Below are 12,466 nucleotides of genomic sequence, written 5' to 3' on the forward strand. Positions count from 1 at the left end.
CGCGTCTGCCACCCCGCGGCCGGGGCCCGAATCTCCCATCACGAAAGGACGGCTCTTCAATGGCGGACTTCACGCTCGACGACGTCCGGCAACGGACGTACAAAGCGCGTGACGCATGGTGGACGGTCCTGCTGGTCGACCCCCTCGCCTCCCGGCTGGTCAAATTCACCGCCAACCGGACACGCATCACCCCCAACCAGCTCACCGTCGGAGCACTCATCCTCGGCCTGGCAGCCGGCGCCTGCTTCGCCGCCGCCACCCCCCTCTACCTCGCCATCGGCGCCCTGCTCTACCACCTGTCCTTCACCCTCGACTGCATGGACGGCAAGATCGCCCGCCTCAAGGGCACCGGCTCGGTCTTCGGCGCCTGGCTCGACTACATCTTCGACCGCATCCGCGTCCTCGCCTGCGCCATCACCCTCATGGCCGGCCAATACCACCACACCGGCAACACCGCCTACATCTGGACCGCACTCGCCGTCGTCTTCCTCGACATGCTCCGCTACATGGACGCCCTCGAGATCTACAAGGTCCGCAACCAGATGCGGAACACGCTGCGCACGGCGCAGGAGCGGGCGCAGGAGCTGCTGGACGAGGCCGCGCGGGCGGAGGGCGGGCCGTCCGCGGCCACGGCCGACGACCGGCTCCGCTCGGCGCGGGCCGGCCTGGAGCCCTCCGAGGCCGACCTCGAGGACCAGGTCGTCGCGGAGAACCCGAACATCGCGCTGCAGCAGGGGTTCAACCAGCGGTTCCCCTGGTACGCGCGGATCCGCAACGTGCTGATGCGCGGCCGCATCCGCCCGCACCTGATCAGCGGCATCGAGTTCCAGATGGGCGTTTTCATCGTCGCGCCGCTCATCGCGGCGGTCGTCTCCGGCGCGATCATCCCGGTGGTGGCGGTCAGCGCGGCCGGGATGCTGTTCTTCGAGCTCGTGATCATCTACAAGTTCTGGCTGTCCAGCCGGGACTACGGCCGCAAGCTCGCCGATGTCCAGGCGGTCATCGCCGAGCAGGAGGCCCGGTTTCCCGAGCGGGCGGCCATGACCGCCGGTCAGCAGGCCTGACCCGACGGCTCCGGATCCGCAGGCGTCCCCCGGGAGACCATCCCGGGGGACGTCTCCTTTTCTCCGGCCTTCTCCCCCGGCTTCTCCCCCGGCTTCTCCCCCGGCTTCTCCCCCGGCTTCTCCCCCGGCTTCTCCTCCGCGGCCTTCTCTCCGGCCGCGTCCGCGGGTCCGCCCGCGTCCCCGCCCGTCTCCTGGCCCGTCTCCTGGCCCGTCTCCTGGCCCGTCTCCTGGCCCGCGTCCTGCCCTGACGCTCCGGGGGCGGCCCCGGCCTCGGGGACGAGCGGGCGGCGGGCGAAGGCCAGTCCGGCGGCGAGCGCGGCGAACGGGATGGACGGCAGCACGTACCGGTAGTCGAAGTCGGCCGTCGCCGCCGGGACGACCAGCAGCGCCAGCGCCGTGCCGAAGGGCAGCAGGACGGCGCCGCCGAGCCGCCGGACCCGCAGCAGGACCCCGATCAGCCCGATCGCCATCAGTGCGCCGAGCACGGGGCCGCGCGTGTAGTACCGGTCCTGGTAGTCGCGCATCCAGTCGCTGTACGGGCCGACCACGCGCGCCTGGGCGGTGTCGCCCCCGTAGGGGTAGGCGACCAGGGCGTCCCAGTCGCGGAGCGACGCGCCCACCGGGAACTCGTACTCCTCGACCGTGCCCGGGGTCGGGTATTCGTGCCGCTCCCATTCGAACGCGCGGAACGTGTCCCGCAGGACGGTACCGAGGTAGTCGCCGGGCTGCTCGGTGATGGCCTCCTTGGCGAACTCGCCGGCCAGCTCGTTGGCCCGCGGGTCGCGGATCCCGTCGGGGTACTGGAGGAAGGGCGAGTCGTCGCCCCACAGCGCGGTGAAGGCCGGGGCGATGTCCTCGTTCGGCGGCAGGTGGTCGCGGCAGAAGGCGGCGACCTCCGGGTCCGGCTTCATGACGGTGCAGTCGGCGAAGTCGGCGGTGCGGCCGTACAGCCAGACGTTGCTGGTGTTCGTCATGGTGAACTCGCCGTGGACGGCGTTGAACCAGGACATGTAGGCCACGACCGGGATCGCCGCCGCCGCCACCGCCGCCGTGACGGCGCGCCACCCGGCCCGCCGCACCAGCATGCAGAACAGCACGACCAGCAGCATCGGCAGCCCCACCGAGCGGACGAGCGCGCCGCAGGCGACGAGCAGCCCGGCCAGCGCGCCCGTCCACCAGCGCATCCGCACCCGCCACAGGACGACCGCGACGGCGGCGAACAGCAGGAACGTGAACAGCCCGTCCGCCATCACCAGGTGTTCGAGCTGGATCTGGTAGGCGTCGTACAGGACCGGCACGGTGACGAGGGCCGCGACGATGCCGGCCGGCCACCGCACCCGCCGCGCGCCCGCGCGGACGGCCCGCCACACCAGGACGTAGACCAGCACGCCGGTGAGGAGGCCGAGCAGGTGCTGCGTCCACAGCACGACCGTGAAGCTGTGGAAGGGGCCCAGCGCCCACAGGAAGATCGAGTACCCGCTCGGCCGGAGCACCGAGGGCTCCAGGTGGAGCGCGCCTTCCAGATAGGAGTGCGAGTCTCCGAACCACAGCGGGGACGGGTACCCCTTCATCGTGACCCAGCGGACCGCGAACGCGCCCGCGAGGAGGATCAGGAAGAGGCCGTGGGTGAGGAGTGCTCCTCCGGCGGCTCGCACCAGCACGGGCAATTTCGGACGCTGTCCCATCGTCTCCCCGCCAGGGTGGCCTTGCGGCACCACGTTATGCCAACGGCCCGGACGACCATGCCCGGTCCGGTAAATCACCTCATGCATGGACGGGCACCGACTGCGCGGCGGCCCGTCCGGCCTTTCGCCCGGCTGACGCCGCCCGGCCTCGCGCCGGGCCGCGTCAGCCCTTCGCGGCCACGAGTTCGGCGAAGAGCCGCTCCCACTGGTCGCCGATGACGTCCGGGCCGTACCGCGCCGCCGTCTTGCGCGCCCCGGCGGCGAGCCCGGCGCGCAGGCCGGCGTCCTCGATCACGCGGATCAGGCCGTCCGCGAGCGCGCCGGTGTCGCCGGTCGGGACCAGCAGGCCGTCCTCGCCGTGCGTCAGGATCTCGCGCGGCCCCACCGGGCAGTCGAAGCTCACCGCGGGCAGGCCGCAGTTCAGCGCCTCCAGCAGCACCATCCCGAACCCCTCCGACCGCGAGCTCATCGCGAAGACCGACGCCTTGGCGAGCGCCTCGTCCAGCTCGCTGGTCGGGCCCATCATGAAGACGTGGTTGTAGAGGTGCATGTCCAGGACCATTTTGCGGAGCCGCTCCTCCTCCGGGCCGCTGCCGTAGATGCGCAGCGTCCAGTCGGGGTGCCGCTCGGCGACGGCCGCGAACGCGCGGATCATGTGGTCGAAGCCCTTGGCGCGGTCGAGCCGCCCGGCCGAGACCACCACCTTGCGGCTCAGGTCGGACTGCGGGACGTCCAGCGAGTGCAGCGCGTTCGGGATCCGCTCGACGCGCCCCATGCCGGGGAACGCCTCGGCGTAGGAGGCGTGGTCGGCGGCCGTGAGGGTGACCAGCGCGTCGAAGTCGGGGTAGGCGGCGTCGATGGCGGCCCGCCACTCCGGGTTGTGCCAGGACAGGTGCGCGTGCTCCTGGACGACCCGCACCAGCCGGGGGTCGCTGAAGTGCTTGGCGATCAGCGTGATCGTCGGGCGGGTGCAGACGAGGATGCCGTCGTGGACGCCCCGCAGGTACTCGATGAGGGCGTTGACGCGGGCGCGGCTCTCGGCCGTCGCCGACATCTTCCCCGGGAAGAGGGAGTGCCAGGAGGTGTCCTCGGCGGCGGGGTCCGGCGGCGTGTGGTCGGTCCCGGGGCGCCCGTCCACGAGGGGCGTCAGCCGCACCCGCGGATCGAGGTGGAACGGGACGTTGTCATGGGACCGCCACATGGTGACGATGTCGACCTCGTGGCCGCGCTCCACCATCGTGTTGGCCTGGGTGAAGACCGTGCGGACCGTTCCGCCGACCCCGTGGGCGTTGTAGAGCAGGTAGATGATGCGCAAGGGTCCCCTCACCGCTCCTTCTGGTCGCGCCGTGCGCAGCGGATGGCCAGGTGGTCGCCGTCGGTGTAGTAGGGGCGGACGGCGACCTTCGCGGACCCCTCGACGGTCTGCTGAGGGAAGGTGACGATGTGCTTCTTGCCCGGCATGTCGTCGAGGTGGCGGCCCAGCCGGAGCCGGACGTCCCGCTCGTCGGCCACCGTGACGAGGTAGAGGTCCCACAGCTGCTTCGGCGGGGCGTCGCGCGGGGCGAACACGCTGAGCGGGATCTCCACTTCGAAGCCGCCGCCGTCGGTCGCCGCCGGGAGCGTCAGGACCGAGGGGGACGGCGCGGACGGCGCCTTCCGCGTGACCTTCGCGCGGGCCTTGGCCAGCACCCGCCGGCCCAGCGAGGGGCGGGCGGCGTCCCGCTGCGGCCGGGACGCGAGCCGCAGCCGCCACCGGGCGCCCTGCGCCGCGGACGGCGGCTCGACGACCTCACCCTTGATCAGAATGCGGCCGTCCCGGGGCCACACTTCGGAGATCTCCGCATGCGCCATGGTCCCGCCCCCTTTCGCCGACTCCGCGCGAGCCCGCGACCGCGCGACCCCGGGGCCGCACCGCCGCGCCGGCGAACCGAGGCGGCCGAAGGCCCGGGATCAAGATCCTAATCCCCAGGGCTCGCCATAAATGACAAGTCGCTGCAAAATACCGCAGTCCGGGTACTGGGTGGCATTTCGCGAGTTTCGCGCGGGTTCGGAACGGGGGCTCAGCGCGCCCGGAAACGCCGCACCATGCGGCGGGACCGGGACACCACGCCGGTCTGCGCGACCCGCACGGCCAGGGCGCCGCGCTTGGTCCGGTAGGGCATCGCCTCGCGGCGGAACCAGGCCGCGGCCGGCAGGTCGCCGTCCGGGCACGGCGGCCGGCCGCGCACCGTCCGGCCGTCGAGGGTGATCTCCAGCCGGGGGTCGAAGCGGCCGGGCGGGCAGTCGGCCAGGTCGAACTCCGCCGTCAGCACGAGTGCCCCGTAGCGGACCTGGCAGTCCGCGGTGCCGGCGCGGGCGGCGCCCCCGTCGCGGGGCACCAGCTCGGCGGCCGCCTGGACGGGATGGCCCGCGGGCAGGGCGCTCGGCACCTGGACGCGGACGCGCAGCCGGGCCCGCTCGTCCCAGGCCACCTCGTCCACCGCGCCGAGCCTGCCGAGGCCGGCCTCCGTGACCGCGAGCTCAAGGCCCCGCCGCCCCGCCCCGAGCCGGGGCTGGACGGCCAGCGCCCCGCGAGTGAGCCTGGTGCCGGGCGGCTCCATGTCACCGGCGGCGGTGAGCCGCTTCACCTTCACGAGGTCGTGCACCCGCACCTCGACCTCCGCCGACCAGGTCCCGGGGCCGACCGGCGAGCCGGGGCCGAACTCGACGTGGGCGCGGAACGCGCCCTCCTCCCCGCCGCCGCGCCGGGCCGCCGGGACGCGGTGGACGGTCCCGTCCGGGTCGCGCAGGAGGAGGCTCACCCGGTGCTCCGCCGTCTCGACGCCCGCGATCCCCGCCACGCCGTCCACGCGCAGCCGGTCGCGCTCCCAGGCGACGCCGGTCAGCTCCGACCGGACGCCGATCCGCTCGGTGATGTCGTAGCAGGAGTCGGGGATGCCGGCGGACGGGTCGCGGAACCGGGGGAAGGCCATGTAGGCGCGGTCGCCGTCGACCACGGTGGCGGGCCGGACCCCGTCGATCCAGGTCGGGACGACCTCCTCCAGGACGTCGTCGAGGTCGGCGCGCAGGCAGTGGGCGATCAGCCGGGTCCGCGGGCCGAACTCGGCGGCGACGCCGTCGGTGTACCAGGAGTCGACGAGCTTGCGGCCCCACAGGCGGGTGAACGCCTTCTCCTCCTCGGACGCCGCCAGGTACCGGGCGCCGAACCGGTTGAACACCTCGAACCGGAAATGGCGGAACATCAGGCGGTCGCGCAGCGGCCCGGCCTCCACCCGGCTCGCCACCATCGACATCACGTCCGCGATCACGGGGAAGTACTGCTCGGCGGGGGCGCCGCCCGACTGGAGGCTGCTCGTCCCGTCCTCGCGGTCGACCCAGTAGTAGCAGTCATAGGAGGCCAGGACGGAGATGCCCGCAGCCTCGAAGTAGGCCCGCGAGGTGAAGGGCTGGTCCTCGTGCGAGGACAGGCCCTCGACGAAGCGCAGCCCGTGCTCGATCAGGAACGAGCGGCGGAACAGCTTGAGCGGCGACAGGGTGTCGTAGACGAACGGGCTCTCGGCGAGGGTCGTCCGCGGGACGTCGCGCGGGAACACCGGCGGCCTGCGGCCGATGCCCACGCACTGGCCCACCACCACGTCGGTGCCGTTGTCGTCGGCGAGCGCGCACATCCGCTCCAGCGCCTCGGGGCCGAGGTAGTCGTCGGCGTCCAGGAAGAAGACGTACTCCCCCGCCGCCTCCTCGATGCCCCGGTTGCGCGGCGCCCCCGGGCCGCCGGAGTTCTCCTGGTGCAGCACCGTGAAGCGCGGCCGCTGCCCGGCCATCCGCCGCAGTTCGTCCAGGCCGCCGTCGGTGGACCCGTCGTCCACGGCGATGATCTCGATGTCGGCCGCGGGCAGGGACTGCTCGAAAACCGAGGTGAAGGTCCGCTCCAGCGACGCCCGGCAGTTGTAGACCGGGACCACCACGGACACTTTCGGACGATCTTCCATTGCCTCCCCCGACACGTTCATTCCGGGAGCGCGCTCGCCGTCGCCGCCCGCGTCCGGGCACGGCCCGGGGCGCGGCGCCTCCCCCCAGGAACCCTACCGAAGCCCTAGGACCCGCGAGTTCACCGTGAACGCGCGAATTGTCACCTTATTGAGTGTTATGCCACGCCATTTGTCGGCAATTATTCGCCGGGGTGACGGGCGCACGCTACAGCCGATCGGGCACGCCGCGCATTGGAACGGCGACACCGGGGATACCGATCCGGGATCGGAAAGGACGGCTCTGCAATGGCGGACTTCACGCTCGACGACGTCCGGCAACGGACGTACAAAGCGCGTGACGCATGGTGGACGGTCCTGCTGGTCGACCCCCTCGCCTCCCGGCTGGTCAAATTCACCGCCAACCGGACACGCATCACCCCCAACCAGCTCACCGTCGGAGCACTCATCCTCGGCCTGGCAGCCGGCGCCTGCTTCGCCGCCGCCACCCCCCTCTACCTCGCCATCGGCGCCCTGCTCTACCACCTGTCCTTCACCCTCGACTGCATGGACGGCAAGATCGCCCGCCTCAAGGGCACCGGCTCGGTCTTCGGCGCCTGGCTCGACTACATCTTCGACCGCATCCGCGTCCTCGCCTGCGCCATCACCCTCATGGCCGGCCAATACCACCACACCGGCAACACCGCCTACATCTGGACCGCACTCGCCGTCGTCTTCCTCGACATGCTCCGCTACATGGACGCCCTCGAGATCTACAAGGTCCGCGACCGGATGCGCACCGAACTCGCGGCGGCCCGCGCCGAGCGGGCTGCCCTCCATGCCGTCCGGACGACACGCGAAGAGAAGGGGCGCGAGGAGAGCGTGGGCCAGGAGGACCTGGGCGCGGAGGACGTGGCGGCTGAAGAGCCAGACGCAGAGGAACTGGGCGCGGAGGATCTGGCGGCGGAGGGCCTGGACGCGGAGGAGCATCTGGACGCGGAGCGCCTCGCGGACGGCTCCGATGCGCGGGTCGGCGTGGCGGAGCCCTCCGCCGAGGCCCGGCTCCACCGCGACTTCGCCCGGCGCTTCCCCTGGTACGCGGGCGCCCGCGACCGGCTGCGGCGGGCGCGCGTCCGGCCGCACCTCGTCAGCGGCATCGAGTTCCAGATGGCGATCTTCATCATCGGGCCGCTCGCCGCCGCGTTCGCGCCGGGCGCGCTGATCCCGGTGGTGGCCGCGGCCGGCGCCGCGCTGCTCGCCTTCGAGCTGGTGATCGTCTACAAGTTCCGGCTGGCGGCCGGCGCCTACGGACGGGAACTCGCCCGGCTGCGGGCGGCGGGCGGCACCGCGGACGGCACGGGCGGCACCGCGCGGAGCCCGGGCGGCGGCGCCGGGCCGGCCGGCGTGCCGCCGCCCGGCACGTCCGTGGGCGGTACCGCCTGACCGGCGGTACCGCCCGCGGGACGGCGTTCAGGGGACGGCGTTCAGACGCGCCAGGCGAGCGCCTTGGCGTTCCCTCCGACGAGCCGCCCGGTCTCGGTGCCGTGCTGGACGACCTGGAACCGGACCCGCCGGCCCGAGCTCACCGTGTCCGCCGGCAGCGAGTAGTTGATGTAGGTGCTGCCGTCGGCGGCCACGTACTCGGCGATGGGCCCGTTCTCCTCGTCGCCGTCGGAGTCGGCGCGCTCGATCGCGCGCGCCTGGACCCGGGTGCCCGGCGGGACGCCCTCGATCCGCACGTTGGCATTGAGGGTGTACCGCGCCGGGCCCTCGACCACGGACGGCCCGCCCTCGTTGCGGTGGTGGTGGGCGGAGTCGGAGTACTCGTAGTCCCACCTGACCGTGACCCACGTGCCCGGTGGCAGGTTCTGCGCGTCCTTGACCCCGACGCTGACGTAATCCGGCATGTCGTCCTCCTCGTCGCTGCGGTCCGGTCCTCGGCGCTCACACCGGAGCAGGGCACGACCCTACGGCGTTCGGATGGCCCGCCGCTGCCCCGTCGGCGAGAAGACCGAAGGAACCGCAGGTGAGAAGGGTGTAGCCGGAGGCGGGAGCCGCGGCCGGTCAGGGCGCCCCGCGGCGGCACTGGTCGCGGACCGTGTAGAAGTAGCTCAGGTAGGAGGCGTGGTAGGCGGCGCTGGTGATCCGCAGCAGCGTCTCGTCGGCCAGCCGCAGGGCGCTGATGTTGAAGTTGTGGCTGCCGGTGTAGACGCGCGGGGTGATCGAGCCGTTGTAGTCGCCGTCGATCATCATGATCTTGTTGTGCGGCTGGACGCCGCGTCCCGCGTAGGTGAACTGGCACGGGACGAGCTGCGGGCCGCCGCTCCAGTCCAGTTCGTCGTGGACGGCGGCGCTCATGCCGCCGGTGTCGTAGACGACGTCCACCCAGCAGCCGGCGCGGCGGAGCCGGGACAGCTCTCCGGCGATGGCCGTGCGGGTGAAGGACGACATGACGATCCGCACGTCGGTCTGGTGGCGCTTGCCGTCCGTGCCGGTGTAGGCGCAGCTCACCTCCTTGAGCGCGTTGGCCACCGTGTCGGTCTGGTTGCCGGTGCTGAACGGCTCTCCCGAGTTCTCCTTGCGCGGGAAGAAGAACGCGCGGTAGGTGCCGCCGCTCGGTGTGCTGCGGTAGTAGTTGTCGTTTCCGTAGCCGTACCGGTTGGCGCGCATGTCCTGGTGGTACTGGTAGTAGCCGTCGTAGACGGTCGGGTCCACGAAGGTGACGGCGTCGTTGTAGGACTGGACCTTGTACCAGTTCGTCAGGTTGGACGAGGTCTGCAGGACGACCTTCTGGTAGCTCGTCCCGTCGTCGAATCCGGTGATGCGGGAGAACAGGAAGAACTTGTTGTGGTTGTAACCGGTGGCCTTGCCGCCGGTCGAGTACGTGTAGGTGCGCGAGGTGCTGCACCCGCGCCGGTAGTCGTCGTGGCCGTCGTCCAGCTCGTACCGGTCGTCGCAGACGATCAGCCATGACGCCTTCGAGTCGTCCATGCCGAGGCCGTTCGGCTGGGCCTGGCGGAGTAGGTCGAAGGCGGGGCTGGCCTTGCGGTTCGCGTTCCCGTCCAGGTACGAGGAGTCGTCGATGATCACCTTGACCTTGACGCCGCGCTGGAAGGCCGACATCAGGTGCTGCGCGACCTCCAGGTCGGTGAAGTCGAAGACGGAGGCGCGGATCTCCTCGCCGGCCGGGGTCGCGTCGATCAGCTTGATGATCTGGTCGAAGATGGCGCGCTGCTGCGCGGCCGTCCCCATCGGGTAGTTGAACACCGGCCCGCCGAGCACGGGCTTCGGGAGGGCGGCCCGCGCGGGCGGGGCCGCCACGAGCGCGGCGAGCGCGCCCGCCAGCAGGAGGAGCAGCGCCGCCGCGGCGGCTAACGGTCGTGCGGAGATGCGCACCGACATGCCGGGACCTTTCGGATGGCCGATACCGAGATCAGTTGATCAAGGTGAGTCCGGCTCAAGCTAGGCACCCCGGCGGGGCCGGTCAACGGGTCCGGCGGGCGGGACCGGCACGCTGACCGCTACAGGTCATCCTCCCCGGCCGGGCGGGCTCGGGCGGCCGGGGAGGCTCGGCGGGGGCGCGGGCTACGGGCGTCCGGCCAGCAGATCGGTCCACTGGCGGCAGACCTCGGGCAGCGCATAGGCGGCCCTGACCTGCTCCCTCGCCAGGTCGCCGTCCTGCCGCCAGCGGCCGAGCGACACCGTCTCCGCGATGGACGCGGCCATCGCGCGCGGACTCTCGTGGATCCAGCGGGCGTCGTAGATCGTTCCGGCGCCCGGCCAGTTCAGCAGCGCCGGGACGGCACCGGACGCCATGCCCTCGGCCGGGGCCAGGTGGAAGCTCTCGTCGTCGCTCGTCGACAGCACGAAGCCGATGCGGCGCAGCCAGGACGCCACGTCCCGCCCGTAACTGTCGAAGACGACGCCGCCGGAGAGGAGCCGCGACCGGCGGATCCGGCGGAACACCTTCTCGTAGTGGTCCCGCTCCTCCGGCTTCTGCCAGATCCACCAGTAGTCCCAGGGCAGCTTCGACTTGACGAAGAGGGTGAAGCGCGGGTCGTCGCCGCGGAGCTCTTCGAGGACGTCCAGCGCCCGGTCGAGGCGCTTGCGGGACGGGGCGATCCCGATCATGCCGAGGTGGTGCTCGGCGCCGGGGAGCTTGGCGCGGTCGAGCTGGGCGTCGTCCACCCAGTTCGGGATCGTGACGACCTTCGCGGCCGGCCAGCCGGTCACCTCGCGGGTGAGGTCGCCGTAGTGCGGGCTGACGCAGACGACCCGGTCGACCGCGTCGATGTCGAGCTGCCTCGGCCAGGCCGCGTACAGCTCGAAGCGGTGCAGGCGGACGACGAGGCGCTGGCCGGGACGCTTGCGGCTCGCGTACCAGAGCGCGTTCGGGCCGCACCACTCGCAGACGATGACGTCCGCCCAGTCGACGAGGTCCTGGCTGCGCTTCTCGTCGTGCGCCTTGAGCGCCGCCCAGTGGTCGACGCGGACCTCCATGTCCGAACGGGAGCGCAGGTAGTCGAGCAGGCGGTCGAAGAACTTGAGGTCGTGGCCCGCCACGCCCACCCGCAGCGGGCGCTCCTTCACCGCCAGGACGCTCGCGGACGGCTCCGGGAACGCCTGCGCGAGGTGGCCGCGCAGCCGCTCGGCGGCGGCGTCCAGGGTGAACCCGGCGGCGGCCGCGCGGCAGCGGTCGGCGGCGAGGGTGTGGACGTCCGGGTTCTTGCCGATGAGGGTGAGGGCGTCCAGGACGTCGTCCTCGGTGGCGGCGAACAGCGGGTAGTCGGCGCCGAGGAGGCGCTCGTGCATGGGCGTCCGGTTGAGGACGACCGGCACCCCGAGCATGCCGCACTCCAGCACCTTCGTGGACAACTCCAGGCTCGCGTCCATGGACGGGTCGCGCCAGGACAGCCCGACGTCGCAGCCCGCGGTGAGGCGCATCGCCTCGGCGCGGGGGTGGCCGCCGTGCCAGACGACGCCCTCGCCGGTCTCCAGCGCGGTCCGCATCCGGGCCGCGAAGCCGGGGTCGGCGGGGTCGTCGTGGATCTTGTCGCCGACCATGTGCAGCTCGGCGTGCACGCCGCGCACGGCGAGCAGGCGCGGCAGCGAGGTCATCTCATGGGTGTTCCAGCGCGGCGCGAACTTGCCGGTGTAGACGAGCCGGAGCGGGCCCTCGGGAGCGCCCGGGGCGCGGGCCTCCAGGCCGTCCGGGAGGACGACGACCGGCGGGAACAGCACGGACTTGCCCGCCGTCGCGGGGACGGCCGCCTCCAGGAAGCCGCGCAGCTCCTCGGTCTGGCACAGCAGGACGCGGGAGGCGTCCGCGATGCGGCGCAGGTCGGCCTTCGCGGCGGCGTCGAACCCGGCGGCCGACTGCGGGACGTCGGTGAGGTACGTCCACAGGCGTCCGGCGAGGGGGCCCGAGGCCAGCCGCGCGGCGAGCCGGCGGCCCCGGACCACGACCAGGTCGTGCGGGGCCTCCGCGTCGAGCCGCGCGAGCACCTCCGCGGCCTGCCGCGGCGCCATCGGCGCGTCGGCGAGCCCCTCGGCGTGCGGGCTGCGGACGGTGACGCCGGGCAGGTCGCGCAGCGGGTCGACGAGCCGCCCGGTGCGCACGGGCGCCTTGAGGACGAGCGTCGCCGCGCAGCCCGCGCAGGCGAGGGCCTGGACGATGGCCTGGGCCCAGATCGCCGATCCGTCGATGATGTTCAGGTCGACGTCGCCGTAGACGAGGGCGCGTGGTCGCACG

General features: G+C 72.4%; 9 protein-coding genes. 2 read left to right on the forward strand and 7 right to left on the reverse strand.

Annotated elements, in window-relative coordinates:
* Nucleotides 1-59 precede the first annotated feature (59 nt).
* Nucleotides 60-1,064 (forward strand): CDP-alcohol phosphatidyltransferase family protein, encoded by a 1,005-nt coding sequence (locus CHF16_RS33210; RefSeq protein ID WP_143228214.1) that lies wholly within the window; start codon nucleotides 60-62, stop codon nucleotides 1,062-1,064.
* Here the strand turns inward: CHF16_RS33210 and CHF16_RS33215 are convergent.
* The 4 genes from CHF16_RS33215 to CHF16_RS33230 all read right to left on the reverse strand — a co-directional run bounded on the left by CHF16_RS33215 (nucleotide 1,052) and on the right by CHF16_RS33230 (nucleotide 6,720).
* Nucleotides 1,052-2,725: a hypothetical protein gene (locus tag CHF16_RS33215; RefSeq protein ID WP_089330129.1), complete on the reverse strand. Its 1,674-nt coding sequence runs from the start codon at nucleotides 2,723-2,725 to the stop codon at nucleotides 1,052-1,054. The genes CHF16_RS33210 and CHF16_RS33215 overlap by 13 nt on opposite strands.
* 187 nt (nucleotides 2,726-2,912) lie before the next feature.
* The gene (locus tag CHF16_RS33220) at nucleotides 2,913-4,076 is read right to left on the reverse strand and encodes a glycosyltransferase family 4 protein (protein ID WP_245869662.1); all 1,164 of its coding nucleotides are present in this window, start codon (nucleotides 4,074-4,076) and stop codon (nucleotides 2,913-2,915) included.
* The gene (locus CHF16_RS33225) at nucleotides 4,073-4,600 is read right to left on the reverse strand and encodes a hypothetical protein (protein ID WP_089330131.1); all 528 of its coding nucleotides are present in this window, start codon (nucleotides 4,598-4,600) and stop codon (nucleotides 4,073-4,075) included. Before CHF16_RS33225 ends, CHF16_RS33220 begins: the two co-directional genes overlap by 4 nt.
* Before the next feature lie 209 nt (nucleotides 4,601-4,809).
* Nucleotides 4,810-6,720, reverse strand: coding sequence for a glycosyltransferase family 2 protein (locus CHF16_RS33230; protein ID WP_179271823.1), 1,911 nt, complete (start codon nucleotides 6,718-6,720; stop codon nucleotides 4,810-4,812).
* Between the two features lie 303 nt (nucleotides 6,721-7,023).
* On the opposite strand from CHF16_RS33230, the gene CHF16_RS33235 reads away from it, so the two are divergent.
* Entirely contained in the window at nucleotides 7,024-8,157 is a 1,134-nt protein-coding gene (locus CHF16_RS33235) for a CDP-alcohol phosphatidyltransferase family protein (RefSeq protein WP_089330133.1), read from the forward strand.
* 41 nt (nucleotides 8,158-8,198) lie between these two features.
* Here the strand turns inward: CHF16_RS33235 and CHF16_RS33240 are convergent, their stop codons facing one another.
* The 3 genes from CHF16_RS33240 to CHF16_RS33250 all read right to left on the reverse strand — a co-directional run bounded on the left by CHF16_RS33240 (nucleotide 8,199) and on the right by CHF16_RS33250 (nucleotide 12,465).
* The gene (locus tag CHF16_RS33240) at nucleotides 8,199-8,621 is read right to left on the reverse strand and encodes a hypothetical protein (RefSeq protein WP_089330134.1); all 423 of its coding nucleotides are present in this window, start codon (nucleotides 8,619-8,621) and stop codon (nucleotides 8,199-8,201) included.
* Between the two features lie 157 nt (nucleotides 8,622-8,778).
* Nucleotides 8,779-10,116, reverse strand: a complete 1,338-nt coding sequence (locus tag CHF16_RS33245) for a phospholipase D-like domain-containing protein (protein WP_089330135.1) — start codon at nucleotides 10,114-10,116, stop codon at nucleotides 8,779-8,781.
* A 183-nt stretch (nucleotides 10,117-10,299) separates the two neighbouring features.
* Complete coding sequence (locus tag CHF16_RS33250) at nucleotides 10,300-12,465, reverse strand: glycosyltransferase (RefSeq protein WP_245869665.1); 2,166 nt, start codon at nucleotides 12,463-12,465, stop codon at nucleotides 10,300-10,302.
* Between the last annotated feature and the right edge of the window lies 1 nt (nucleotide 12,466).

Source organism: Actinomadura meyerae, assembly GCF_900188445.1.
Lineage (GTDB): Bacteria > Actinomycetota > Actinomycetes > Streptosporangiales > Streptosporangiaceae > Spirillospora > Spirillospora meyerae.

Coding starts and splice junctions, on each gene's coding strand:
- CHF16_RS33235 (WP_089330133.1), top strand. CDS start 7,024: ATGGCGGACTTCACGCTCGACGACGTCCGGCAACGGACGTACAAAGCG.
- CHF16_RS33210 (WP_143228214.1), top strand. CDS start 60: ATGGCGGACTTCACGCTCGACGACGTCCGGCAACGGACGTACAAAGCG.
- CHF16_RS33240 (WP_089330134.1), bottom strand. CDS start 8,621: ATGCCGGATTACGTCAGCGTCGGGGTCAAGGACGCGCAGAACCTGCCA.
- CHF16_RS33245 (WP_089330135.1), bottom strand. CDS start 10,116: ATGTCGGTGCGCATCTCCGCACGACCGTTAGCCGCCGCGGCGGCGCTG.
- CHF16_RS33225 (WP_089330131.1), bottom strand. CDS start 4,600: ATGGCGCATGCGGAGATCTCCGAAGTGTGGCCCCGGGACGGCCGCATT.